Source organism: Shewanella xiamenensis, from assembly GCF_024971755.1.
GTDB classification, from domain to species: domain Bacteria; phylum Pseudomonadota; class Gammaproteobacteria; order Enterobacterales; family Shewanellaceae; genus Shewanella; species Shewanella xiamenensis.
On the sequence record NZ_CP079718.1, the window covers coordinates 3,695,144 to 3,721,975 of the forward strand.

The following is a 26,832-nucleotide window of genomic DNA, read 5'->3' on the forward strand; positions in this document are numbered from 1 at the left end:
ACAAAATGTCGGCCACATTTGGAATTAACACAATACGGAAGTCGCAATGAAAAAATTAGCCCCGTTAACTGTTACTTCTTTTAACGGGGAAATTTATAGCTATATCAGTACTTAAAACCAGCTTAGGGCGATACTGATAATGACTCCTGTGATAATCAACTGCATTAAACAGAATCCCATGATATCCCGCGCCTTTAATCCGGCGATGGCCAGCACAGGCAGAGCCCAGAAAGGCTGAATAAGATTGGTCCACGCATCACCCCAAGCTACGGCCATAGCAACACGTGCCACATCGGCGCCCAAGGCTTCGGCGGCTGGCAACATAATCGGCGCCTGCACCGCCCATTGTCCGCCCCCCGAAGGCACAAAAATGTTCACAATGCCTGCGCTGATAAAGCTCCAAAATGGCAGGCTTTCAGCGCTGGCAATGGCTACAAATCCTTCGGAGATACTTTGGGCTAAACCCGATTGCATCATCACCGCCATAATGCCTGCGTAGAAGGGGAACTGAATCACAATGCCCGCACCGCCTTTAATCGCTTCGTTAAGACTCAGCAATAAACTGCGTGGCGTTTGATGCAGCACTATGGCAAGGAACAAAAATAAAAAGTTAACTAAATTAAGGTTTAAGCTGCCGCCCTGCACTGCAAAGTAATAGCCTAAGTAAACGAGTCCCGCGCCGCCGACACTCCAACCGAGCAAGCGACTGTTTTCTAATTTATCCGCAGGGCGAGTCGTATTGGCCGTTAACTGCGCCGCTTTATCGTCTGCGCCTCCATCCTCAAGCGCCTTAGGGTCGATATAGATGCTGTCTTTTTCTTCTGGCAACATAAAACGGTTTACCAGTGGCATAACCACAAACAAAATCAGTACTAACAGCAAGTTAAAACTGGCAAAAATGGTCTCACTGGTAGAGATAATGCCAATTTGTGATTCTGAGAAATGCCCCGCAGTGGCAATGGTTAACGGAATAGACCCCGCCAAGCCGCCGTGCCAAACCACAAAACCAGAGTAAGCACTAGCAACCAATAAACGATAATCCACTCTCACTTTACGGGCCAACGCTTTGGCAAATAACGCGCCGACTACCAAACCAAAGCCCCAGTTAATCCAACTGGCAGCCAGAGAAACCAGCGTCACTAAGATAATCGCCTGCGGCGCAGACTTAGCCAAGCCGGCGATGGCATCGAGCAATTTTTTTATCGGTGGTGAGCTGGCGAGCATAAATCCCGCCACCAGCACTAACAGCATCTGCATTGAAAAACTCAGTAGTGCCCAAAAGCCATCGCCCCAGTAACTGATGACGTCCATGGGTGTTTTTTGCTCGGCGACCACGGCCGAAATCATCACGACTAGCGTGAGGAGTAAGACAAAAATATAGGGATCGGGTAAATAACGGTCGACAAGCTTGACCAACGGTTTTGCGGCTTTGGTTAACATAGGACTATCCTTGTTTATTCTTCTTATCTGTTTTTATTGAGTTTTTATAGAGTCTAATACCACAGGTTAAGCGATATCTAAAGCTGGATAAAGTCTTCGGATGCTTTTAAAGCGTGAGAAAATGTAACGCGAATCATCCACGGCTACGCGCACGAACATCGCTAGCCTCTCACGCTAAAAAACTGATAACATAGCCAAAATTGACTAAGGTGTTCCTTAAAATGAAAATGTTACTTGCCGTTGTTGTGATTGCTGGGGTGATTTTTTACTTCTTTACCTCGATGAATAACCAAAAAGCGGCCCAAGAAAATATCCGTTTAGGTAATGAATTTTTAGCACAAAATAAAACCAAAGAAGGTGTGAAAACCACCGCCTCAGGTTTGCAATATCAAGTGTTAAATCAAGGCTCAGGCACAGTTCATCCCAAGGCGAGCGATACAGTGACCGTTCATTACCATGGCACTTTGATCGACGGTACCGTATTTGATAGCTCGGTCGAGCGCGGTGAGCCCATTGCCTTCCCGTTGGATCGGGTGATTAAAGGTTGGACCGAAGGCGTGCAACTGATGGTCGAAGGCGATAAGTATCGCTTCTTTATTCCAAGTGAGCTTGCCTACGGCAATCGTAGCACAGGCAAAATTGGCGGTGGTTCGGTACTGATTTTTGATGTTGAACTGTTGAAGATAAATTAATTTCTGCATTAAAAACAAAGCCCCGCATTGCAGGGCTTTGTTTTTTCTATCTCCGTTTTTTACGAATCTGCCTTATCCGAAAAATCCCTTGCCAAGATCACTGATAAACCACGGCAAACTAAGGTTTCCATATCATCGACGCGATTAATCTTCATTTCGGCTAATGGCGCACTCAAGGCCATGCGTCTTAAACTATCCAGACATCCTTTATAGTAAGGCGCACTGTTCATCATGCCGCCCGCTAACCAGATCCGATTAGGATTAAAGAGATTTACCGCCCATGCGAGTCCCATACCAAGATAAGTACCTGCACGGTATACATCATCGGCAGTAGAAATCTTCCGACTACGAATAGAATCACCACTGGCAAGCTGCTCTAAAGTGAACTCCCCCGATTCTGTCATCACTCGGCAATGCCCTAACTCACCAGCGACGCCAGTTGCGCCGGTGTACGCTTTGCCGTTAAAGGCAATCGACATACCGATACCGGTGCCACACATGACTAACAACTCACAGGCATATTTTTCATCACAGGTTGCCTGCATGCCCGCATCGATATCATTGCAGATAAACTTAAGCTGACCTTGGGTTTTCAAGGTATCAAAACTCAACCCATTTAAACCGGGCAAGGATTTACAAGATACCAAACGATTCTGTTGTACAAGCCCTGGTACAGCGATCGCTAAATGGTAATGCTGTAAATCATAATCCCGTTCCAACGCCGCGATTTGATTATTTAAGTCTTCAATTTTAAAGCCTTCACCCGTGGGGATTTTATATTGTTCTGTATGCCCCTTGAGTTGAAGTTCGAACAGGGCTTTGCTACCGCCCACGTCTATTGTTAATGTTTGCATCGCCAACTCCACTGATACATGTGCTCCCCTCTGACCCCGAGCGGAGATGGCGAATGTTAGCATAATGGGTCAATATTAGCGATTGAATAAAACTTAAGTAGCTAATTTGTAAGAATTAGTCATGATTCCAGAGTGATTAAGATAGCAATTCAATTTGATTATTAGCGAGAGATCACAGCCATTTTCATCACAAAATGTTGCCTAAAAACAAAATTGTATACAAAATCCTTTATTCCATACCTTGCAACTTTGTTGCTGAGCTTGCGATAATCGCTGTCAATTTGCATCCTTTTCGCCAGCATTACCCATGATAATTTGGCAGCCTACCTTTGTAGCCCATGCCATCAATTTGGAGCCCCTATGTCGTTACCTTCGTCGTCACAACCATTGCAATCAAATAAGATTGCCAACCGTCTTGTCGCCATTCGTAGCGAGCTAGCAAACGCCAACCTAGACGCCTTCATTATTCCGCGCGCCGATGAGTATTTAGGCGAATATGTGCCAGAGCACAATGAGCGTCTTTATTGGGCGACGGATTTTACCGGTTCAGCCGGCATGGCCATTGTCCTAAAAGACAAAGCCGCCATTTTTACCGATGGTCGTTATACGGTACAAGTGCGTTTACAGGTCGATGCAAACCTCTTTAGCTATGAAAGCCTGACAGACACTCCGCAAATCGAATGGTTATGCGACACGTTACCCGCAGATTCACGTGTCGGATTTGATGCCCGTTTACACACCTTAGCCTGGTTTGAAAACGCCAAAGCGACGTTAGCGAAAGCCCAAATTGAACTGGTTGCCGTCGAACAGAATCCGATTGATAAGCACTGGCAAAATCGACCTGCACCGTCGAGCGCAGCTATCACCTTATTTAGTAATGAAAGTGCGGGTAAGACCAGCCTGCAAAAACGGACCGAGATTGGCGCACTAGTCAAAAAAGCCGGCGCCGATGTTGCGCTGATTGCCGCTTTAGATTCTTTCTGCTGGCTGCTTAATATCCGTGGTAATGATGTTCCTCGCCTCCCTGTCGTGCTCGGCTGCGCCCTGCTCCATGCCAATGGTGATATGCAGCTGTTTACCGATTTGAGCAAACTCCCCGAAGGCATTGAGGAACACGTTGGAGCGGGTGTGAGCTTTAACAGTGAAGCTTCACTTGCCGATACCTTGGCAAGCTTACAGAGTGTGAAACTGCTGGCCGATCCCAACTCTGCTAACGCTTGGGCGCAAAATCTTGCCCGCGATGCTGGCGCCAAATTGATTGCTGGTATCGACCCAGTCTCTCTGCCTAAAGCCCAAAAAAATGCCGCCGAATTAGCGGGCATGCGTGCCAGCCATATCCGTGATGGTGTAGCAGTGAGCCGTTTTCTTGCATGGCTCGATGCCGAAGTCGTGGCTAATCGTCTGCACGATGAAGCCACTCTTGCCGACAAGTTAGAAAGTTTCCGCCTCGAAGATCCCAAGTATCGCGAGCCAAGCTTCGACACTATCTCCGCCGCTGGTGCCAATGCGGCCATGTGTCACTATAACCATAACAATGGCACGCCTGCGATGATGACGATGAACAGCATCTACTTAGTGGATTCTGGCGCTCAATATCTGGACGGCACCACGGACGTCACCCGCACCATCGCCATTGGCGAAGTAAGTGATGAACAGAAAAAGATGGTGACACTGGTACTTAAAGGCCATATCGCCTTAGATCAAGCCCGCTACCCTAAAGGCACGACAGGCCAACAACTCGATGCTTTTGCCCGCCAATATCTGTGGCAACATGGCTTTGATTACGACCACGGCACAGGCCATGGCGTCGGTCATTTCCTGAGTGTGCATGAAGGTCCACAGCGCATCGGTAAAAATCTTAATGCTATCGCCTTAATGCCTGGCATGGTGTTATCAAATGAGCCAGGTTATTACCGCGCCGACAGTTTTGGCATTCGCCTCGAAAATCTAGTGGTAGTGCAGCATTGCGAAGCCTTAAAGGGTGCCGAGCGTGAAATGTATGAATTCGATGCCCTAACGCTGATCCCCATGGATGCCCGCCTTATCGATAAGCGCCTGTTAACACAAGGCGAAATCGACTGGTTTAATGCTTACCATCAGAAAGTGTTTAAAACTTTGTCGCCATTAATGTCAGGCAGTGAGCTTGAGTGGCTGACAAAAGCAACACAATCTATCTAACCCCCACAGGTAAATCTCATTAAATAAGCCCAAGACGATTGTCTTGGGCTTATTGTTTTCGCCTAATAAAATCACACCATCTTAGGCTGCGCTACAGTCGACTGGGGATCATCCAGCAACGAAGCTTTTGAAAGCACCTCAAACTCGGTATGAATTTGCATAAAACAATCGACTAACACAGGATCAAAATGTTTGGCTCGGCCCTCAAGAATCATGGCTTTGGCATCTTCATGACTAAAAGGACGCTTATAGCAGCGTGGGGATGTTAACGCATCATAAACATCGACTAGAGCGACAATTCTTGCGGATAAGGGAATATTTTCTTCTTTTAATCCAAGTGGATAACCACTACCATCCCATTTTTCGTGGTGTCCAGAGGCAATATCTCTACCCATTTTGATAAAGGTGCATTGGGGAGCATACTCTAACAAACTGGCCAGAACCTGCCCCCCAATAACGGGATGCGCCTTAATTTGTTCAAACTCATCTGGAGTTAACCGGCCTGGTTTTAGCAAAATCGCATCGGCAATGCCAACTTTGCCTATGTCATGCAAAATTGCCGATAAGCTAATATCTTGGATAAAGTCTTCATCTAATTCTGGAGGCGAATTGTCAGCCAACATCCGCTGGGCAGCGAGCATTTTAGAGTATTGCCGCATTCTCAATAAGTGCGCTCCGGTTTCATTATCTCGATATTCAGCAAGCTTAGCTAAACCCAGTACAGTCGCTTGTCGAGAAGCTAGTGTAGAATCGAGGGAGGAAGTTAACTTGCCTAAGAGATAGGCGATAGTCAGAGTTACCATAGCATTGGTTACGAGGAAATTGATTGAAACAACAACCCAAATGCCAGTGCTATATCCTTGAGTGACGGGCCAAATCAGCCACTCATAATGATACGCCACCCCAATCAAAATTAAGCTCACACCATTTAAAACTTGGGCGTATATGCTCGCCTTAGTGCCTAAAAAAATGTTACTCAGCGGAGGGAAAATAAATAGCCAGAAAAATCCAGCGCCTGACGGCCCTATCGCAATAAGAAATCCAACACCAATGGCATAGGCAAGCAAACATCCTAAACTAAATCTAAGCCGATCAGAAAAATGAGGATAAAAAAGCAATAAGACTAATAAGAAATATGCAAAGGTATCAAAAATCGCCATGCCCCATAAATCGGCAGCAATACAAAGATAAACACTGGTGAAATACACAGGCACACACAGGATCGCAAGAAACCCAAATAACCGTTTAAAAATCACTCGGCGCCAATGAGTTAAACCTGATGTATAACGAGCAAAGTCACTCGGCAGTGCTCTTGCCATAAAAATCCCTTTGCAATCAAGTACTACCTTTGGATGATTTAAAGCCTAAGTTCACAATTTATCGACCTAGGTCTCGCAATTTTATTTAACAAGATAATGACTTGCACAAAACCAATTAAATGCGGACTAAAACCCATAATGCTTAAAAATGTGTTCACATTACGACTGCCTGCTGACATTTATGAAATTAAATTTGGCTCCTTCTGCCAAGCTAGCGCTCGCCGAAATAAGGAATGAAGTGTCATTCTTTTATTCAAATAACGAACGGTTCTTAAGACTGAGTAAGCGTAAATGCTTGCCATAAAACCCATTTAGGCAGCATTTATTTATCTTAGCGCCCTTTTATGCAAAAGCACTGCATCTACGGACTTTACCTTGCACAAATGCCATTAAATTCGCCCAAATAATCCTTAAACATCAACACGCCTAACAAGTTTAGTCAAAGACGCCAAGAATGGTTGCCATATATTGAGGATTCTCCCGAATAACTTCATCTCACATGAAGGTGAATATGACATAAATTTGGCTACAAGACAGGATAAACACTCGTTTAAATAGCAATAAAAAACTAATATTTTTAAAAAGTTATAAAAAGAAAAATACATTACTTTTCTTATGGGTAATGCTAAAAACCACTCTCCAATATCCACACAAAAATGATACCATTATCACATAATTAGCCGACCCCCATGAGAGTCGGCACAAGCTTTAGCATTACATTTACCCTAATCATAATATCGGCCCAGAATGGACACACGAAATGAGCCAGAGTAACCCTAGTCACAATAAAATCAGTAACAACCATCATCACGCACAAGAGATCCGCCTCACTCCTCAAGACGAATTGATATCCACCACAGATACCCGCGGGATTATTACTTATGTTAATCAACGATTTGCCGAAGTATCAGGATACAGTGCCGAAGAATTAATTGGGCATCAGCATAACAAAGTACGTCATCCCGATATGCCTAGTGCCGCTTTTAAAGAGATGTGGCAAAAACTAAAATCCGGCCAATCTTGGCGTGGCATAGTTAAAAATCGCTGTAAAAATGGCGATTTTTATTGGGTTGATGCCTTTGTTTCTCCCGTGTTTGAGAATGGCACAATTGTTGGTTATCAGTCGGTTCGTCTGCAACCGCAGGCAGCCTATGTCACTAGAGCAACAGCTATTTACCGCAGGTTATTGGACAATAAATCCATTACTAAGCCACTTAGTTTAATGCAAAAACGTGTTGTCTCTGCTGTAGTTGCATCGACAGGATTATTAATTGCGGGTTACCTTTGGGGTTGGGGAGTGATTATCGCTGGCGCGATTTTAATGGGCCTTAACTTAGCTATCTTCTACGATGAAGCCTTTCGTATTCCGGCCAAGTTGATTGATATGCAAACAAAATACGATTCTATAAGTCGCTACATCTACTCGGGAGCTGACACCTCATCGATTCTCGATTTTCAATTGATTTTATTACAAGCCAAGATGAATGGCGTACTCGGCCGCACTCAAGATCAAGCCAATCAATTGCATGCGATAGCCGATCAACTTGTGGTTACCACTGAACAAACCTATGCCAGCCTAGATCAAGAGAAAAACCAGCTCGAGCAACTGGCAAGTGCAATGGAAGAAATGAGTTCGACGATTACCGAAGTTGCTCAAAACACTCAACGAACCTCAACCAGCATTAATACCGCCTATGATCTCTGCCTAAAAAGCAGCGCGAATATGAAGGCTAATACCCAAAAGGTCGAACAGCTGGCTAAATCCGTCGCCGATGCCGCGAATAATGCCAATCTGCTTAATCAAGAAGCTGAACGAGTTGCCAGTGCCATGGGTGAGATTGATTCTATTGCTGAGCAAACTAACCTGCTTGCCCTCAATGCCGCCATTGAAGCCGCGAGAGCCGGTGAACAAGGACGCGGCTTTGCGGTGGTGGCCGATGAAGTGCGCGCCTTGTCGAGCCGCACTCAGTTATCGACCAACAGTATTTCGCAGAGTGTCGATAAGATGTTCAGCATGTTAAATGCGTGGGCAAAAGAAATGGAGCAAAGCCGCCAACATGCAGAGCAATGCGCTAACGACATTCAAACCTCCGCCAAAAACGTCAACACCATTTACCAAGAAGTCAGCGAGATCCACACCTTTGCACAGCAAAATGCGGTGGCCGCCGATCAGCAGCGCCAAGTGGTGCATGAAATCACCAACAATATTCATTTCATCACCCAAAGCAGCAGTGAAAACCTCGCGGCAACGCATCAGATTGGTGATGCCGCCAATCATTTAAAACACAGCGCTGAAAAAGCACTTGGCCTACGCCGCGCCTTTGGCTAGCTGTAATGCCGCGCGATTGTCGACACACAATAGCGCGGCATCCTTTATCCAAGCCAATCCACGCCTTAAGTTAATCCTCTGATTATCAGCAAAACAGCAGCAATATCGTTATAAACGGCCAAAGGGTTAAAAAGTACAGGTTTTAACCGAAAATTTTGCTATACTCCGCGCCCGCCATTTTTCTGACCGCTAAGCGTTAGAAAGGCACAAACAAGTGCGTTAACGTTCGCCCATGGCAGAATACTTTGCTGTAAAAGTGTCTGTAATAGGGTAAGGCGCTTGAATGATTGAATGAGTGAATGACAGGAATCCAAAATGAGATTTGAATCTTTTAGTTTTTGCCCCGAGATTTTACGCGCTATCTCAGATTGCGGTTATCAAAAAATGACACCGATTCAGCAGCAAGCGATCCCAGCCATCCGCCGCGGCCAAGATGTGCTCGCCAGCGCGCAAACCGGCACAGGTAAAACCGCCGCCTTCGCACTGCCGATACTACAAAAAATGGTTGAAAACCCAAGTGAAACCTTAAAATCTAACACGCGGGTATTAATCCTCACTCCGACTCGCGAACTTGCCGCCCAAGTAGCAGAAAACGTTGAAGCCTACAGCAAGTATTTAAATTTCAGCGTATTAACGATCTACGGTGGCGTAAAAGTTGAGACTCAAGCGCAAAAGTTAAAACGCGGTGCCGATATTATTGTCGCGACCCCTGGCCGTTTACTTGAGCACCTTACCGCCTGTAACTTAAGTCTGTCCAGCGTTGACTTTTTAGTGCTCGATGAAGCCGATCGCATGCTGGATATGGGCTTTAGTGCCGACATTCAAAAAATTCTTCAAGCGGTCAATAAGAAGCGTCAAAACCTACTGTTTTCAGCCACCTTCTACAGCGCAGTGAAAAAACTGGCTAACGAGATGATGGTCAAACCCCAAGTGATCAGCGCCGATAAACAAAACACCACCGCAGATACCGTTAGCCAAGTGGTGTATCCGGTAGAGCAGCGTCGTAAACGCGAGCTATTATCGGAGTTGATTGGTAAGAAAAACTGGCAACAAGTGTTAGTGTTTACCGCGACCCGCGATGCAGCGGATACTCTGGTTAAAGAATTAAATTTAGATGGTATTCCCTCTGAAGTCGTCCACGGTGAAAAAGCCCAAGGTAGCCGTCGCCGTGCGCTGCGCGAATTTGTATCCGGTAAAGTACGTGTGCTAGTGGCGACCGAAGTGGCCGCCCGCGGTTTAGATATTCCCAGCCTTGAGTATGTGGTCAACTTCGACTTACCCTTCCTTGCCGAAGACTATGTTCACCGTATCGGCCGAACAGGTCGTGCAGGTAAAAGTGGCGTGGCGATTTCATTTGTGAGCCGTGAAGAAGAGCGCACCCTAGCGGATATTGAAAAGCTAATCGGCCAAAAAATTCGCCGCATTACCGTTCCAGGATATGAGGTCGGTAGCCGTGAGTTGTTGTTAAAACAGCTGCAAACCCGTCGCAGTTTTGCCAAAAAACAACAGCGACTCGACAACGTCAGCGAGCAGATCATCGCCGAAAAAAGCATGCAGGGCCGCCGCGTGAAAATGAAAGTTGGTCAAGCCCCAAGCAAAGGCAAAAAACTCAAATAATGTTGTGTTGATAACTATCTTAACGCGCTAATTTAATACACTAATAATAATGTTAAAGCGTCCTTAAACGGACGCTTTTTTATTACCATTTAAAACCTATCTGACTCAGAGTGATTTGCGGACATCTTGTTCTTATTGCAATATCCGAGTGATAGCACTGATTAACAAACCCAATAAATAACGACAAATACTGCAATAAATTTCGCATCTCGCCGTTCTTATTTCTACGTTTACTACCCATGCTCAGTCCACCCAAGCACACAGGCTAATAACGGTTTACCGTTAACAGCAGAATATTTAATTGAAACAAAAACTAATGACAAGGAGATATGCTCTAATGCAGTCCACACTACAGCGCTTTTTACTGACCATAAGCCTACTGCTCGGCAGTTTTAGCACGCTCGCTCAACCTATCGCCAAAGATGAATATTCGGTTAGCCCACTACTCAATGGCGAGCAAATCCCCGCAATCACTTTGCAAGACATGAATGGCCAAAATGTTGATTTAGCCAAATTAACGGCACAAAAACCAACGATTTTCTTCTTTTACCGTGGCGGCTGGTGCCCGTTTTGCAACAACCAAATGGGACAATTAAAAGCGATCGAGCCAAAACTCATTGAAATGGGTTTTCAATTAGTGGGTATATCACCCGATACTCCAGCACTGTTAAAAGCCTCGGCGGCGAAAAATGAGCTGAAATACTTATTACTTTCAGATGAAAAAATGCTTGCATCGCAAGCCTTTGGGCTTGCCTTTTATACCAGCAAGCAAGTTACTGAGACTTACCTGAGCCGCTTAAAACTGGATAATCCACTTTGGACAACGCCCGAAGGCGATAAAAGATTAGTCCTGCCAGTACCGGCAATTTATATTGCTGATACTCAAGGATTAATCCATTTCCAATATGTGAATCCCAACTACAAGGTGAGACCTGCGCCTAAGTTGATTCTGACGGCGGCTAGCCTCGTCGGTGCGCCATAATAATCCATATCCCACCCAAGCAGCCGCTAAGAATCGTTATCGATTTAGCGACTGCTTTGCTAAACTAGCTCCGCCGCAATAAATATCGCCCCAATTTAATCAGATCAATCCCTTTAGCCCGCGGCGGAGCCACAATGAATTCTCAAACCTATAATCAAGCCATACTCGAACTCGCACTGGCGGGGCTTACCGATTTAACCACTTCAGCTCAAGCCAAAAAAGCCCAACGCACACCCGCACAGGAAAGCCATTTTTTATGCAACTGGATGGTTGAGGCCCTGAAGGAAAAACGCTTTTCAAAATTGGTTGCCGAGGATCTGACCACGTGGATCCGTATGGCTCGCAGCCAAGGTGCTGGCGCCGAACTTAAGCGGTTATTGGAAAGAATTGTTCATCAATATCAGAGCGTTGAAAACTCGCACGTGGAGTTAGGTACGGCGTTAAACGCTATGATTGCCGAGTTGACTGAGCGCGAGTGGTTAGTGTTTACCGATACAGAAATTAATACGAAACTGAAGCTAGACGGCGATGGCCAATCGAGCTTAGTCATTGATGTAAAAGAATTTACCCAGCATATTCAAGATAATCAGCTCATCAAACCCATCAACTTATATGTCCGTGCCGATGAGCAACAGTTGACTCAAATCGCCCTCTCCCATGGTTTGCTGATAAGCCAGGGCAATAAGAAAACGAGTCTTATCAAACACCATAAGACCTATCGAATTTATCCTCACAATCAGCAACCTGCATTGTGCCAACTGTTGGCTTAACGGCTGAAAACTGCTTGAATAGGTAAACTGCGCCACAGATAACCATTTTTTCACAACGAAAGAATACAATGTAGCGTAGTAACCACTAAGCTCGATCAACCAAGGAGTGAAGGACTCGATGGGTAAAGGAAGTATTCTCTATCGTTGCCTCGTTAAAGGCGTTTTATTACTGATTTTGTTTGCCCCTCAGTCCTATGCAGAACAACTCAAGTACAACATTACTGGCTCATATTCTTGGTATCCGTATTTTATTGCCAATCAACCCGATGCTCCGGGAATAATTTCTGAATTAATTCCGCAGATTTTATCCTTAGCGAATATTGAGGGAGAAAATCTGTCCTTGCCGCCCAAACGGACGAACAACGCCCTTGAAACGGGTCAACTAGATTTTGATGTGGTTAGCCCCAGTTGGTTTGAAAACCAAGATTTTGGTCCCTTATTCGTGAAATCCGATCCCATCATGCCTATCACTGAGTACGTAGTGACCAGACCCGAAGATGTTGAATCATTCAAAGAAATCACTGGAATTAAAGGCAAGCAAATCGGTACCGTCAGGGGATATTTGTACCATGACGACAAGGAGTTTATCCGTGTCGATTTTACCTCTGAACAAGAGTTGATTAAGGCATTAGATAAACACCGCATCACGGCCATTATCTCGGGTAACTATCCCGCCTTATATTGGTCAAACAAGCTTAAGATCCCCGTTGGATTAGCCGCGGTGCATTCTGATGGCCTACTGGTGCTAAGGCTACGGAAAGAGCATGCTGCTCTACTACCTGCGCTCAATCACGCGATAGCGCAGCTAAAAGCCAATGGAAAAGTAGAGCAGATTATCCAAAAATATACCCAAGCCTTCGCAAGCTAAATCGATAAAAGCTCATGTTTCCAAGTACTCACAAGAAAATGGCTCTGCAATAACGCGGCAAGTATGCAGCAACTTTAGTCTTTTCAAATCGCAAAGATGCAATGGATATTCAAGAGGATTTCGCGTTTAGTGCAACCTTAGGTTTTAACACCAAACGCTGCCCCTGATTAAGATGGGTTGTGCAGGCGACCCGCAATAAAGAAGCAAAGTTAGCCACTTCTCCGTGGCGAGTTAACACCTCTCGGTAAATACGGGTTAAAAATACCGCGACACTCAGCTCGGCATCTTCGGCAATCTCTTCAATAATCTGCCAAAAAATCGCCTCGAGGCGCACGCTCGTCACCACACCATCGATGCGAATGGAGCGGGTTTTGAGTTCAAACAGTTCAGGTTCGGCACCGGAATAGATTTCACACACAATATTACTCCCCAAGCAGCTATTGCGCTTTGCTCCAGCCATTGCGCCTTGCTTAAGTCCCCAGCGAATACTCAACTTAAGCCTCTACCCGAACTGTTATGCCATAAATTACACAGGATGAGTATCGTTAATTCAATAACTTGTTAAACTGCGCCAACCATGCAGGATGCGCTGGCCATGCGGGCGCGGTAACTAATTTGCCATCGGTAATTGCCGCAGTGACTTCAATATCACAATATTCAGCGCCAGCTTGTTTCACCTCGGGCGCGCAAGCGGGATAGGCTGACACTTTTTTACCGCGAACCACATTTGCCGCCGTGAGTAACTGCGCGCCATGGCAAATAGCCGCAATCGGTTTATCTTGGGCGGCAAATTCTGCCACGAGGGCAATCACCGCAGGGTTTAGGCGTAAATACTCTGGCGCCCTACCACCTGGAAGCAACAGCGCATCAAAATCACTCGCGTTCGAACCAGCAAAATTGCCATTTAAGGCAAATAAGTGTCCTGGTTTTTCGGTATAGGTTTGGTCGCCTTCAAAGTCATGAATTGCCGTTTTAATGGTTTGCCCCGCCACTTTATCGGGACAAACAACCGTGACACTGTGACCCACCATTTGCAGGGCTTGGAACGGTACCATTAACTCGTAATCTTCAACAAAATCACCGGCGATAATCAAAATATTGGCCATGAGAAACTCCTTTTATTCGATAAGGGAAAACGCAACAGCGGATTTCACTCTACTCCGACCATTAAATTTAGGGTAATAGTGGAATACTACAAATAGATACAGCCGTTTCAGGCATAAAAAAGCGCCCGTAGGCGCTTTAGTCTTTGGTGATTGACCACTCTTAATTATTTATCTTTGGTTCAATCATGGCCTGTTGCTGACTATAACCATTCAGCCCTGTGTTGGCCGATTTCACCACATTTAAGGCCTCGGTCGTCAGTGCATTATTGCCATTGAGCAGATCGTTCAAAGTGCCAGAATCCGCCTGGACTAAGCCTAATTCACGTAGCATGGCATCGACAACTGGCGCATTGGCGCGATAGTTTAAGGCTGCGCTAGTCACTTGTTCAGCGATACCACCTTGGTTGATGGCGGAACCATCACCACCCGTGGCAAATTGATGACCAACACCATAACCTTGAAGAATTTTAATACCTTCGATGTTTTCCAATGGTTTAACCGCTTGGGCAACAATTTCTGGCAAGGCTTTTAAGATCGCAAGGGATTTTTGCAGCGCAATCTGCTCATCACGCAGCACGTTTTCGGCTTCGTACAGAGCTTGTTTACCAGCCGCTTCAACGGCATAGACTTTTTCATCCGCCTCGGCTTGCAGTTTTTTCGCATCGGCACTGGCACGCGCTTCAATCAAAATCGCACTCGATCTGTCTTCCGCGGCACGTTTCTCGGCTTCAGCTTGCACTGTCACGCCAACAGCATCGCGCTCAGCTTCCTTACGGGCATCAATCACTTCAATTTCTTTGCGACGATTAGCCTCCGCCACTTGGCGCGCTGTAATTACCGCTTCTTCTTTTTCAACTTTCAATTTTTCCGCTTCTGCTGCGCGGGCACGGGCGGCCGACTCTTCTTCCGATTTAGCGGCTACCGCGATGTGTTTTTCCTGCTCGGCGACTTCGATATCACGTTGCTGTTGAATACGCGCCTGTTCGATAGATTTACGTTTTTCAATCTCGCGGGTTTCAATATCTTTGGTCTTTTCAATTTCCGCGGTTTCGATAGCACGTTCTTTGGCAATTTCGGCTTCACGTTCTTCACGCGCCTTGTTTTCTTTTTGCTTAATAATTTCAGCTTTTTGCTCTGCGCGCTTAAATTCGAGTGACTGTTGCTGGATAAGACGTGCTTCTTCTTCCGACTTTTCAATCTCCAGCGATTCTTTTTCAGCCTCTAAGTTACGCTGCTCAATCTTAATGCGGTTTTCCTGCTGAATATCGTTGGTTTCTTTACGCTTTTCTTCAATGATTTTAGCTAGACGCGCGCGACCTTCTGCGTCGAATGCGTTGTTTTCATTGAAAAACTGCAAGTCGGTTTGGTCAAATCCCGTCAAGGAAACTGATTCAAGTTCTAAACCGTTTTTCTCTAAATCGTTCGCAACGTTGTTCTGCACCCGTTGTACAAAATCGGCTCGCTGCTCATGCATCTCAGTCATGGTCATTTCAGCCGCAACGGCACGCAACACGTCAACAAACTTAGATTCCATCAGCTTTTTCAGCTCTTCCACCCGCGTGGTACGGGTACCTAAGGTTTGTGCCGCCATCGAAATGCCATCAGCATTGGGTGCCACACGCAAATAAAAGTCTGCTTTAACATCAACCCGCATACGATCTTTGGTGATCAGTGCATCTTTTTGAGTTTTTTCCACTTCGATACGCAGGGTATTCATGTTCACTGCAATGGTTTCATGCAGCACGGGCAAGACGATTGCGCCACCGTCTTTAATGATTTTTTCACCACCAAAACCAGTACGCACAAAGGCCATTTCCTTCGTTGCCCGTTTGTATAACTTGGCGAAAATCAGACCAATCACAATCAGGCCAATCAATACCATTGCGGCAACCAACAACACAAAATTGCTCGAACTGGTGACTTCGTTTAACACATCCATTTGCTTTCCTTCTTCGTTAATAGCTTTGGAAAATTAATTATCAAAGCGAGTCGCAGACCAGACTCTTCCCTCTCTTTTAAGCAGCACCACTTGAGTACCACTAGCAAACTCGATACCTGAAGTTTCAGGCTCGACTAATACATAATGTTTTTGTTGATGTTTATCGCGAACAACCGCTTCCGATGGCATGCCTTTAATGGCGCAGCCTAAGGTGATAGTGCCGACATAACCGCTTAAGTCATCAAGGGAGATGGCGGTAGATTCATTTTTGGGGAGCAAATCGGCCAGTACTCGGCCAAGATAGCGACAAGACAATGCACTGCCAACTACGGCGATAGGTAAGGTAAATAGTTGCGGCAGCAAGGTAGCCGAGACTATTAAGCTAATGTAATTAACGAGATAGCCTGCAATGGCAAAACTGGTTAGTGCCAGCACAAACCAGATAAGTAGCGGCAAACGATTGAGGCAAAGCCAGCCAGCAATCCCTGTGAGTCCGCTACCACCAATATCAGCATCATACTCAACATCAGCAGGCACCCACTGGTCTAAGGCGCTCATCATACTTAATCCTATGACGAGTGATAAGGCTTCAAAAACACCAAGGACAAGCACACAGGCGAAGGCAATAGTGTAAGGTAGGTTAGGCTGTTCAACTAAAAACGCCCACATAGTCATCTCCTTGAACGATACAGCAGTCCATTTACTTCACTGTAATTATCAACTTACGAGTGACAGCATAGCAAGGCAAGCTTAGTTTCCAAACAAATATTTATCCTAAAGCAGATTTGAATAACTCCCCATTACGCCATAATGGCGTGAGCCGTTATGGTCAATAATGTTCACGTCCTCCCTTTAGGGGTCTAGTGTGCTTTTGACTGCATGATATTATCATGCTGTTATTGTTATTTTTCGTGCTAATAGATAACGACTGCACCTTAAGATTGAGTCTATGGATACCGCTATGAACACCAAACAACCTACGCCAAGTTACGATAAACTTACGGCGCATTTCCAGAAAATTTCACATTTTGAACATTTTAGTGCGCTAGGTGATTGGGATCAGGCAGCAATGATGCCCTTGGGCGGCGGCAGTGAGCGTGGCGATGCCATAGCCGAACTCGCATTGCATATCCATACCCTTAAAACGTCCCCTCACCTTGCTGAAAATCTCGCTCTTGCCGCGCAAGAAGCGCTTACCTCAGAACAACACGCCAACCTAAGGGAAATGCAATATCAGTATCAACAGGCGACTCTAGTGCCTGGTGAGCTGGTTCAAGCCAAAACCAAGATGGCCTATCAGTGTGAAAATGCCTGGCGTGAGCAACGTAAAAACAATGATTGGCAAGGCTTTAAACCTAATCTTAAGGCGATAATCGCCCTTGCGAGGGAAGAAGCTTTAATCCGCGCCCAAGCGCAAAATATTTCCCCCTATGATGCCCTGCTCGATAAATTTGAGCCTGGCATGACTACCGCAAAGCTTGAGCAAACCTTTGGTAATTTAAAAACTTGGCTCCCCACGCTCATCCAAAATGTACTCGAAAAACAAGCCGATGAGCCAACACTTAAGCTTAACGGCCCCTTCGATATCAAGGCGCAGCAAGCCCTTGGCCTCGATGTGATGGCCTATTTAGGGTTTGATTTTAACCATGGCAGGCTCGATATCAGTAGCCACCCATTCTGTGGCGGTGTACCGAGTGATGTGCGCATTACGACGCGCTATAACCAAGCCGATTTTAGTAGTGCTATCATGGGCATAGTGCATGAAACTGGCCACGCCCGTTATGAACAGGGTTTACCGAAACAATGGCGCGGTCAACCCGCAGGACTGGCTCGTTCCATGGGCGTCCATGAGAGCCAAAGCTTATTTTGTGAAATGCAGCTCGGTGCCAATCCCGCGTTTTTACGGCAATTGCAGCCACTGATTAAACAGCACTTAGGCTGTGAGTTCAGCACCCAAGACTTGGCAAGACACTACACCCGCGTCAATCCAGGGCTTATCCGCGTCGATGCCGATGAAGTCACCTATCCTTGCCATATTTTATTGCGCTTTGAGGCCGAAAAAGCCTTTATCGACGGTAGCTTGAGTGTGGATGATCTACCCGACTTTTGGTCAAGCCAGATGCAACAACTGTTCAGGATCAATACCGATGGAAACTATCGCGATGGGTGTATGCAGGATATCCATTGGGCAGTCGGTGAACTTGGCTATTTCCCTAGCTATACCCTAGGCGCCATGTATGCTGCTCAGTGCCGTTTTGCAATGGAGCGAAGTTTAGGCCCTATTGAAAACCTTATCGATAACGGTCAGTTATCCCAAGTATTTGACTGGCTTGGCAAGCATATTTGGTCCAAAGGCTCATTACTGACAACGGATGAACTCATCATTCAAGCCACGGGCGAGCCGTTAAACAGTCAATATCTGGCTAAGCATTTAACTCAACGCTATTTGGGCTAAATGCAGTAGCGCTAGGTCATAAAGCGTTGGCAATAACACTCTAGCGCTTAGACTTGGCGCAATCGCATCACTATCGGAGTTTCAAAGCTTTTGCTGCGATTTGGGTATATAATCTCGGACTTATTTATTCAAACTGTTTTGACGGAAAAAGGTCGACCATGTTACTGCGTGCAATCACCCCAGAGGATTGGGATGCTATTTTACAGATCCAGGAAGAATGTTACTCCCAACTGGATCCTGAACCCCTGCATGTATTGCAAAGCAAGTGGCACGTCTCACCTCAATCCTGTTTTGTGTTTGAGGTAAATGAGGCTGTGGTGGGCTATTGTCTCGCTCATCCTTGGACCACCAATATGCCTCCCGCACTTTATGAGCCAATCACCCATTTACCTAAGGCCGATACTTTGTATCTGCACGATATTGCGATATCGGCAAAGGCTCAAGGTTTAGGCGCTGGGTCTAAAGCCTTAATGCGTCTAAAGCAGCTTGCCGATCGCTTTAACTTGAGCTCCCTCTCCTTAGTGGCAGTGCAAGGCGCTGATAGCTATTGGCGCAAAATGGGCTTTAAACCTAAAGCCATAGAGAAATGCCTTGGTAGCTACACTGATGATGCCATGTACATGATTTATAAACTTAATCATCGAGAAGAATGATGAATCCAACCCTGACGACTATCGGTTTACTCTGTCTTAGCAATATTTTTATGACCTTTGCTTGGTACGGACATTTAAAGTCCTTAGGCTCAAAGCCTTGGATTATCGCTGCCTTGGTCAGTTGGGGCATCGCCCTGTTTGAATACCTACTGCAAGTGCCGGCTAACCGTATCGGCTACACAGTGATGAATGTCGGACAATTAAAAATCCTACAGGAAGTCATTACCTTAAGCTTGTTTGTGCCCTTCGCCTACTTCTACATGAAGGAACCACTCAAACTCGATTATCTCTGGGCAGGTCTGTGCATCCTCGGTGCGGTGTATTTTATTTTTAGAAGCGAATTTAATTAATTTCAGAACTATTTCGAGACCATTTCAGGAGATATCCATGGCGCGTCAAGTGACTTACACCTTCAAAGGTGAGACGAAAACCATTGCCTTTAGTTATGCTAAACACCACGATTTATACGAGGCCGTAGCGGAGGCCGAAGGTATAGACTTAACCAAGTTTCTGGCGATGGAGCAACAAATTGCCATGACCTCACGCAAAGGCGCCAAGGCTGAAAAAGATTATCGCAAAGTCGAATTTGCTCGCTTTGGGTTTAGCAATATCCACTTTGTACGTGATGAAGAACCAGAAGCTTAAACCTTATCGTCATTTATCCATTTAGAATTAGGATCGCCGATGTTAAATGCTGAACATGCTAACTTTCCCCGCGCCGGATTCTTTCGCCGCCTAGGGGCAATGATCTATGACCTACTGCTAGCGGTAGCCGTATATATGTTTTCGGGCGCTATTGGCTTTGGTATTTTTTTTGGACTCACAGCCTCTGGCCTCGTTAGCATGAATGGCTTCGAGCATGTGTCCGACGCCCTCAATGGCACACCGATTTACCATGGGATTTATCAACTTTGGTTAGCGCTCTGCGTAGGTACTTTTTATGCGCTATTTTGGAGTAAAGGTGGCCAAACCCTCGGAATGCGCGCTTGGCGCCTTAAGATCCAACATCCCAATGGCCAAAACTTAAGCCTTATCACCGCCTATGCACGCATCGTCTGGTCATTACTCGGCATTGGTAATCTGTGGGTACTGATCAACGACGATAAACTCGCACTGCAGGATATGATGACCCGTTCTGAAGTAGTCGTGTTATCCAAAGAAGCTAACCAAATGCGTAATTGGCATGGCGCTTAAATTTAGCTTTTAGTCGCTTATAAAATTGTCCCAATAAAAAACGACGCCATTGCGTCGTTTTTTATTACCCGCGTTTATCACCGCCGGATAAAGTAAAAGGCAATACCCGTAAATAGTAGACTTGGCGCCATCGCCCCGACATACGCAGGTAGTTCATAAACAATACTCATGGGGCCAAATATCTCATTACTGATATAGAAACTAAATCCAGCAACCACCCCGAGTAACACCCGCGCCCCCATAGTCACTGTCCGCAACGGTCCAAATACAAAAGATAACGCCACCAGCATCATCACCCCTACGGTAACAGGCTGCATTACCTTGCGCCAAAGGGCTAATTCGTAACGACTTGGGTCTTGGCTATTGCTATTAAGATACTCTAAGTATCCCATTAAGCCGCGTATCGATAAGGCCTCAGGCTTAACCGATACCACACTGAGCTTGTCAGGCGTTAAACTTGAGCGCCAAATATCTTCATCTAAATGCTCAAGTTTCACTTCGTCATAGCTTAAATCGGTACGCTTAACATCCGAGAGATGCCAGCTGTCTTTACTGAACAATGCACTTTTAGCATGCACTACATTGGTGAGTTTTAACTCACTGTTAAACTTATATAAAGTGATATTGTTGAGCTTATCGATATCCGCAACTTCACCAATATTCACGAACAAATCACCATCTTTTGCCCAAATACCTCGGTGAGATTTAATCAAACTGCCACCGGAGAGTTTGATGGCCTGAAGTTCATTAGCCTTTTGCTCCGCAATTGGGGCGCCCCACTCACCCAATGCCATGACCATCAGCATCAGCGGCACGGCGGTTTTCATCGCCGATAGCGTGATCTGCAAACGCGACATGCCCGATGCTTGCATGACGACAAGCTCCGAATTAGAGGCTAACATCCCCATACCGATCAAGGCACCTAACAGCACAGCCATCGGGAAAAACATTTCAATATCGCGGGGCACAAGGAATAGCACATAAATCCCCGCATCCATCATAGTGTAAGTGCCGCGGCCCACTAAGCGCAGTTGGTCCACCCACTTAATAATGCCCGACAAACCTGTCAGCACCAGTAAACATAACGCCGAGGTGCTTAATAAAACTCGGGCGATATAAAGGTCTAAAATCTTCATGCAGCCACCTTTTTACGCGCCATTGCCGCTGATAAACGGGCAAATAGGGGCCTGTCTTTACCGAGCAGTAAAATCCCCATAATCAGTGCCGACAAATGGATCCACCACATGCCTAAATACTGTGGAATAACGCCATCTTGGAGCGCTTTACGACCCGCAACCATCAGACCAAAATAACCTAGGTACAAGAGAACAGCGGGGAGCATTTTGGCGAACTTGCCTTGTCGCACATTGACCCGAGCCAAAGGCACTGCAATTAAGGTCATAATAGGAATCGCCAACGGAATTGCTAGACGCCAATGAAACTCAGCCACGGCTTCAGAACCTTCCACTTTCATCAAGTCTGCCAGCGGTAAAGCTGAAAGTTTACGGCGACGTTCATCAACCTGTTGTTCTTTGATTTGCATCTTATAGCCACCAAATTCAATCATTTGGTAGTCTTTTTGTTGTGGGCTGCCCTGATAACGCACCCCATCATTGAGTTGTAACTGCTGTGAGCCATTTTGATCTTCATTAACGCGTCCCCCCTTGGCAACAACGACGTTAGTCAAGCCAATTTCGTCATTTGGATCGGGGAGTTGGGCCACGAATACTTTTTCAAGCTCATTATCCTTGCCAATGCGTTCGACAAACAGTACCGCACGGCCATTGGGGCTGGCCTGAAAACGCCCTTGCACGAGCGCGGCAAGGCCTGCTTCAGATTGTGCTTTCTCCAGCACTTGGTTTTGTTGCTCCTCCGCCCAAGGCGCAACATAAAGGGATAAATATCCAGTAAACAACATGTTAATAACGGCGAGGATCAAAGTTACTCGAGTAACATACCATTCACTCACACCAACACCGTGCAGAATGACCATTTCATTCTCGGCATACATGCGACCATGGGCCATTAATATCCCAAGGAATAAGCTTAAAGGTAAAACCAGAACAACCAGATAGGGTAAATTAAGGCCTATCAAGGTGGCGATGAGAGAAGCGGGAAATTCACCGTCTGAGGCGTCGGCTAATATGCGCACGAAATGCTGGCTAATAAAAATAGTTAACAGTACAAAAAGTACCGCAATTTGCGCCTTTAAAACTTCTCGAATAAGGTATCTAAATACAATCACAGGTAGGATCCGGTCTCTAAACTTATCTTTTTGCTGGTAACAGACTAACTTTCATGTAAACTGTTTACTTTTGGTAGTTTTCTGACCAACTTCAGGGGTTCCTGGCTTACATTAAATGTCACGGCTTTTTCACAAAAACGTGACTCAAGTGCCGAGAATAAATCACCTTTGGAGTAATAACTTAGGCCCTTTTCGGGACAAGCAGACATTATCCAATAAATATAAAAATTTGTCTTTAAGAATCTAGGAGTGCTCATGGAGTTTAGCGTAAAGAGCGGTAGCCCCGAAAAACAACGCTCAGCCTGCATCGTTGTCGGTGTTTATGAACCCCGCCGTCTATCCGGTATCGCCGAGCAATTAGACAAGATTAGCGAAGGTTATATCAGTAATCTACTGCGTCGCGGCGATTTAGAAGGTAAGCCTGGGCAGATGTTATTACTGCACCACGTTCCTAATGTATTGAGTGAACGAGTGCTGTTAGTCGGTTGCGGCAAAGAACGAGAACTAGACGAGCGCCAGTACAAACAGATCATCACTAAAACCATCAACACCTTAAATGAAACCGGTTCAATGGAAGCGGTATGCTTCTTAACCGAGTTACACGTTAAAGGTCGCGATACCTATTGGAAAGTTCGCCAAGCGGTCGAAACCACCAATAGTAGTTTATACAGCTTTGATGCGCTCAAAACCCGTAAAGGTGAGACCCGTCGTCCGCTGCGTAAATTAGTATTTAATGTGCCAACACGTCGCGAATTAACCTTAGGTGAACGCGCGATTGAGCACGGCATGGCCGTTTCTGCTGGTATGCATTTATGCCGCGATGTGGCTAACATGCCGCCAAATATCTGTAATCCAGCCTATTTAGCCTCTCAAGCTCGCCAATTGGCCGAAGTCCACGAAAATCTACATGTATCAACTGTAGGTGAAGAGCAAATGGCGAAACTCGGCATGAACTCTTACCTTGCCGTAGGTCGTGCCAGCGCCAATGAATCCATTATGACAGTGATGGAATACAAGGGTGCCGTCGACAGCACGGAAAAACCTATCGTATTGATTGGTAAAGGCTTGACTTTCGATTCAGGCGGTATTTCATTAAAACCGGGCGAAGCCATGGATGAAATGAAATACGACATGGGTGGCGCTGCTGGTGTGATCGGCACCATGAAAGCCATTTGTGAGATGAAGCTACCTATCAACGTCGTCGGTATTCTCGCAGGTTGTGAAAACATGCCATCGGGCAATGCTTACCGTCCAGGTGACATTTTAACCACCATGTCAGGGCAAACTGTTGAAGTTCTGAACACCGACGCCGAAGGCCGTCTAGTATTGTGTGATGTGTTAACCTATGTTGAACGTTTCGATCCTGAATTAGTGATTGACACTGCTACGCTTACTGGCGCCTGCGTGATTGCCTTAGGTAAACATGCATCGGGTCTATTCTCATCACATAATCCACTTGCGCACGAGCTACTCAACGCAGGTGAGCAAAGTGGTGACCGCGCATGGCGTATGCCACTGTGGGATGAGTACCAAGATATGCTCGATAGCCCATTTGCGGATATGACCAACTTAGGTGGTCGTCCAGCGGGCGCGATTACTGCGGCTTGTTTCCTCTCGCGTTTCGCGAAAAAGTACAACTGGGCTCACCTAGATGTTGCAGGTACGGCGTGGAACAGCGGTGCCAATAAAGGTTCAACCGGCCGCCCAGTACCGATTTTGACTCAGTTCCTGATCAACCGTGCTGGCGTCGAATTAGGCGAATAATCCCTAACAAGACCAAAAGGCGAAGAAACATTTCTTCGCCTTTTTTATGCCGCAAAGAAAGCGAAATGCCACTGAGACTAATACGATTAACTATCTGTTCATTCAATTTGATTGCGTGAGAAGAGTTAACAACAACCTAGATGTGAAAGAATACTGCTATTGAATATTTTTTGATTGACAGCCACGCCCTCGCCCTTTAGTTTTAGTCCCTATGAAAACAAATACCTTAGCGTTTTTTACTTTCTTTTTTACACCCCCACTCTAGGAGGCGGATTTACTGTGTAAAAACGAAAGTAAAAATCCAAAGCCTCCCACTGGGAGGCTTTTTCGTCTTAAACGCTTGAAAATCCGGCGGCAAATGAGGTCAGAATGCAAAAACCACAGCCTTTAAATCACACTCGAGAGCAAATAACCCAGCTCGACAATGAGCTTCTCTCGTTACTCGCCGAACGTCGCCGCTTAAGTCTTGAAGTGGCCCGCAGTAAAGAAGTGGATGTGAGACCCATTCGTGACACCCAAAGAGAAAAAGAACTGCTGGCAAGATTAGTGACAGCAGGGCGAGAAAAAGGCTTAGATGCGCATTATGTTATCTCGCTGTATCAAAGCATTATCGAAGACTCGGTACTGAATCAACAGGCTTATCTTCACGGCCGCGCTAACCCTGAAACGCAAAAACAACAGTATTGCATTGCCTACCTCGGTGCGCGTGGCTCGTATTCCTACCTTGCGGCCTCGCGCTATTGCCAACGTCGTCAGGTCGAGATGCTCGATTTAGGCTGCCAAAGTTTCGATGAAATTGTCCAAGCAGTTGAATCAGGTCACGCCGACTATGGCTTTTTACCGATTGAAAATACCTCATCGGGTTCAATCAACGAAGTGTATGACGTACTGCAACATACCAGTCTGTCCATCGTGGACGAAACCACCATTGAAGTAAGCCATTGCCTATTGGGCAAACCGGGCAGCAAACTGAGCGATATCAAAACTGTTTATGCTCACCCACAGCCAATCAGTCAGTGCAGCCGCTATCTTAGCCAGCACAAAGGCTTAAGGCTGGAATATTGCTCAAGTAGCGCCGAAGCCATGGAGAAGGTCAACCAGTCTACCGACAATAGCGCCGCTGCGATTGGTAGCACAGAAGGTGGCGCGCTGTACCAACTCGAGTCAATTGAGTCTGGCCTTGCCAATCAAAAGATTAACCAAAGCCGCTTTATTGTTGTGGCACGAAAAGCCGTAGCCGTACCCGAGCAATTGCCCGCAAAAACCACCCTGATTATGGCCACAGGCCAAAAGGCGGGTGCGTTGGTTGAAGCCCTATTGGTGCTCAAGGCGCATCAACTGAATATGAGCAAACTCGAATCTCGCCCTATTCCTGGCACACCGTGGGAAGAAATGTTCTATCTGGATATTGATGCCAATATTTCCAGCGAAGCCATGCAGCAAGGGCTCAAACAGCTCGAGAGGATCACGCGGTTTATCAAAGTATTAGGGTGTTACCCTTGCGAAACCGTAAAACCGACACAACTCAGCAATAGCCAATTGTTGATTGAACCTAATACCTCTAAAGCCGAAGTATTCAGTGAAGTAAGCACTAAGTCATCTCCCTATCGTTACACTAAGGCTTATAAGGCGCAGGCGAGTGAAATTCACTGCGGCCCCTTTACCATTGGCGCAGGCCATCTTGGTGCTATTGCCAAGATGACTCTGAGCAAAAGCCTGCTGTTAGAGTCGTCACCAACCGTCTTATCCGCCTTTGAGCGCAGAGTGAAACAGCTAAAACAAGCGGGTTTCCAAGCGGTGATTTTAGACGGATGCCACTCGCTCGCCTCAGCAGAAGCCATCATCCCTAAGCTGCGCCAAACCCTGCATCAGTATGATTTGCTTTGTGTTATTGCCATCGAACAGGCGACGGATATGCCGTTGGCGACAGGCCATGCGGATATGTTGTTCTTAACGGGTAAACAAATGTTTAATCAGGCCTTGCTGACTCAGGCAGGCACCCTGCCGATTCCGCTATTCCTCGAACGTAACGATATGGCAAGTTATGAGGAGTTTATGGCGGCAACGGAGACGATTTTAAGCCAAGGTAACCAACAGCTTATCCTATGTGACTCGGGCATTCGTACCTATAACAATGCCAACTTACCCACTTTGGATTTAGCAAGCCTGATCCAAATCAAGGCCAACAGTCATCTCCCTATAGTGATTAATCCTTGTTATGCCATCAGCGAAGATGCGCTGCTACTGCAAACTCAAGGGATTAAACAGCTCAAAGCCGATGGTCTAGTGCTGAATTGCTCCCTCGAAGAAGATAAAGCACATGACACACTGGCGCTGATGGCCGAGGTCGTCAGGGAGTTATATCGCTAATTTGCGCGAATAACGATACCAAAGAACATACAGCCACGAATATCGTGGCTGTATTGT

The 26,832-nt window shown here is 46.1% G+C and carries 23 protein-coding genes and 1 other annotated feature; of the genes, 14 read left to right on the forward strand and 9 right to left on the reverse strand.

The window, feature by feature from the left end; genetic code table 11:
• Positions 1–111: 111 nt before the first annotated feature.
• The gene (locus tag KXJ80_RS17375; RefSeq protein ID WP_047534927.1) at positions 112–1,440 is read right to left on the reverse strand and encodes a short-chain fatty acid transporter; all 1,329 of its coding nucleotides are present in this window, start codon (positions 1,438–1,440) and stop codon (positions 112–114) included.
• 221 nt (positions 1,441–1,661) lie between these two features.
• On the opposite strand from KXJ80_RS17375, the gene bamJ reads away from it, so the two are divergent.
• Entirely contained in the window at positions 1,662–2,132 is a 471-nt protein-coding gene (gene bamJ / locus KXJ80_RS17380) for a BamJ family beta-barrel-assembly machinery protein (protein ID WP_099457712.1), read from the forward strand.
• Positions 2,133–2,191: 59 nt separating this feature from the next.
• On the opposite strand, the gene KXJ80_RS17385 is transcribed toward bamJ, so the two are convergent.
• Complete coding sequence (locus tag KXJ80_RS17385) at positions 2,192–2,986, reverse strand: ROK family protein (protein ID WP_037415724.1); 795 nt, start codon at positions 2,984–2,986, stop codon at positions 2,192–2,194.
• 360 nt (positions 2,987–3,346) lie between these two features.
• Between KXJ80_RS17385 and KXJ80_RS17390 the strand changes: the two genes are divergently transcribed.
• On the forward strand, positions 3,347–5,164 hold the full coding sequence (locus KXJ80_RS17390; RefSeq protein ID WP_218738180.1) for an aminopeptidase P family protein: 1,818 nt from the start codon (positions 3,347–3,349) through the stop codon (positions 5,162–5,164).
• Between the two features lie 71 nt (positions 5,165–5,235).
• On the opposite strand, the gene KXJ80_RS17395 is transcribed toward KXJ80_RS17390, so the two are convergent.
• Positions 5,236–6,483 carry an HD-GYP domain-containing protein gene (locus KXJ80_RS17395; RefSeq protein ID WP_218738179.1) on the reverse strand — a complete coding sequence of 416 codons (1,248 nt, stop codon included), beginning with the start codon at positions 6,481–6,483 and terminating at the stop codon, positions 5,236–5,238.
• Between the two features lie 760 nt (positions 6,484–7,243).
• Between KXJ80_RS17395 and KXJ80_RS17400 the strand changes: the two genes are divergently transcribed.
• The 5 genes from KXJ80_RS17400 (at position 7,244) to KXJ80_RS17420 (ending at position 13,049) form a co-directional block, all read left to right on the forward strand.
• Positions 7,244–8,812: a methyl-accepting chemotaxis protein gene (locus tag KXJ80_RS17400; RefSeq protein WP_055647342.1), complete on the forward strand. Its 1,569-nt coding sequence runs from the start codon at positions 7,244–7,246 to the stop codon at positions 8,810–8,812.
• 315 nt (positions 8,813–9,127) lie between these two features.
• A complete protein-coding gene (locus KXJ80_RS17405) occupies positions 9,128–10,429 on the forward strand; it encodes a DEAD/DEAH box helicase (protein ID WP_259474469.1) in 1,302 nt (433 codons plus the stop codon).
• Positions 10,430–10,766: 337 nt separating this feature from the next.
• A complete protein-coding gene (locus KXJ80_RS17410) occupies positions 10,767–11,411 on the forward strand; it encodes a peroxiredoxin-like family protein (RefSeq protein WP_037415710.1) in 645 nt (214 codons plus the stop codon).
• Between the two features lie 134 nt (positions 11,412–11,545).
• Positions 11,546–12,181 (forward strand): DUF2913 family protein, encoded by a 636-nt coding sequence (locus KXJ80_RS17415; RefSeq protein ID WP_037425436.1) that lies wholly within the window; start codon positions 11,546–11,548, stop codon positions 12,179–12,181.
• Positions 12,182–12,299: 118 nt separating this feature from the next.
• Positions 12,300–13,049: a type 2 periplasmic-binding domain-containing protein gene (locus KXJ80_RS17420; RefSeq protein WP_188869676.1), complete on the forward strand. Its 750-nt coding sequence runs from the start codon at positions 12,300–12,302 to the stop codon at positions 13,047–13,049.
• A 109-nt stretch (positions 13,050–13,158) separates the two neighbouring features.
• Here KXJ80_RS17420 and KXJ80_RS17425 read toward each other — a convergent pair whose 3' ends face one another.
• The 4 genes from KXJ80_RS17425 to KXJ80_RS17440 form a co-directional block, all read right to left on the reverse strand.
• The gene (locus KXJ80_RS17425) at positions 13,159–13,467 is read right to left on the reverse strand and encodes a ribbon-helix-helix domain-containing protein (protein WP_037416089.1); all 309 of its coding nucleotides are present in this window, start codon (positions 13,465–13,467) and stop codon (positions 13,159–13,161) included.
• Between the two features lie 127 nt (positions 13,468–13,594).
• Positions 13,595–14,155, reverse strand: coding sequence for a DJ-1/PfpI family protein (locus KXJ80_RS17430; protein WP_037415686.1), 561 nt, complete (start codon positions 14,153–14,155; stop codon positions 13,595–13,597).
• A 160-nt stretch (positions 14,156–14,315) separates the two neighbouring features.
• A complete protein-coding gene (locus tag KXJ80_RS17435; protein WP_203432054.1) occupies positions 14,316–16,094 on the reverse strand; it encodes a flotillin family protein in 1,779 nt (592 codons plus the stop codon).
• Between the two features lie 33 nt (positions 16,095–16,127).
• Complete coding sequence (locus KXJ80_RS17440) at positions 16,128–16,763, reverse strand: YqiJ family protein (RefSeq protein ID WP_088585885.1); 636 nt, start codon at positions 16,761–16,763, stop codon at positions 16,128–16,130.
• Between the two features lie 280 nt (positions 16,764–17,043).
• On the opposite strand from KXJ80_RS17440, the gene KXJ80_RS17445 reads away from it, so the two are divergent.
• The 5 genes from KXJ80_RS17445 (at position 17,044) to KXJ80_RS17465 (ending at position 20,396) form a co-directional block, all read left to right on the forward strand.
• A complete protein-coding gene (locus KXJ80_RS17445) occupies positions 17,044–18,549 on the forward strand; it encodes a carboxypeptidase M32 (RefSeq protein ID WP_259474470.1) in 1,506 nt (501 codons plus the stop codon).
• A 158-nt stretch (positions 18,550–18,707) separates the two neighbouring features.
• A complete protein-coding gene (locus tag KXJ80_RS17450; protein ID WP_240292324.1) occupies positions 18,708–19,202 on the forward strand; it encodes a GNAT family N-acetyltransferase in 495 nt (164 codons plus the stop codon).
• A complete protein-coding gene (locus KXJ80_RS17455; protein WP_037415674.1) occupies positions 19,202–19,552 on the forward strand; it encodes a DMT family protein in 351 nt (116 codons plus the stop codon). Before KXJ80_RS17450 ends, KXJ80_RS17455 begins: the two co-directional genes overlap by 1 nt.
• Positions 19,553–19,589: 37 nt before the next feature.
• Positions 19,590–19,847: a DUF2960 domain-containing protein gene (locus tag KXJ80_RS17460; RefSeq protein ID WP_011071581.1), complete on the forward strand. Its 258-nt coding sequence runs from the start codon at positions 19,590–19,592 to the stop codon at positions 19,845–19,847.
• Positions 19,848–19,886: 39 nt separating this feature from the next.
• Entirely contained in the window at positions 19,887–20,396 is a 510-nt protein-coding gene (locus tag KXJ80_RS17465; RefSeq protein ID WP_069454493.1) for an RDD family protein, read from the forward strand.
• Positions 20,397–20,473: 77 nt separating this feature from the next.
• On the opposite strand, the gene lptG is transcribed toward KXJ80_RS17465, so the two are convergent.
• Both lptG and lptF read right to left on the reverse strand, forming a co-directional pair.
• Complete coding sequence (gene lptG / locus KXJ80_RS17470) at positions 20,474–21,532, reverse strand: LPS export ABC transporter permease LptG (RefSeq protein WP_037425424.1); 1,059 nt, start codon at positions 21,530–21,532, stop codon at positions 20,474–20,476.
• Positions 21,529–22,641, reverse strand: coding sequence for an LPS export ABC transporter permease LptF (lptF, locus tag KXJ80_RS17475; RefSeq protein WP_037415652.1), 1,113 nt, complete (start codon positions 22,639–22,641; stop codon positions 21,529–21,531). Before lptF ends, lptG begins: the two co-directional genes overlap by 4 nt.
• Positions 22,642–22,896: 255 nt before the next feature.
• On the opposite strand from lptF, the gene pepA reads away from it, so the two are divergent.
• Together pepA and KXJ80_RS17485 are read left to right on the forward strand one after the other, a co-directional pair.
• Entirely contained in the window at positions 22,897–24,405 is a 1,509-nt protein-coding gene (gene pepA / locus KXJ80_RS17480) for a leucyl aminopeptidase (RefSeq protein ID WP_047538030.1), read from the forward strand.
• A gap of 213 nt (positions 24,406–24,618) precedes the next feature.
• Positions 24,619–24,737 (forward strand) — a sequence feature (Phe leader region).
• A gap of 37 nt (positions 24,738–24,774) precedes the next feature.
• Positions 24,775–26,775, forward strand: coding sequence for a chorismate mutase (locus tag KXJ80_RS17485; RefSeq protein ID WP_259474471.1), 2,001 nt, complete (start codon positions 24,775–24,777; stop codon positions 26,773–26,775).
• Positions 26,776–26,832: the final 57 nt, after the last annotated feature.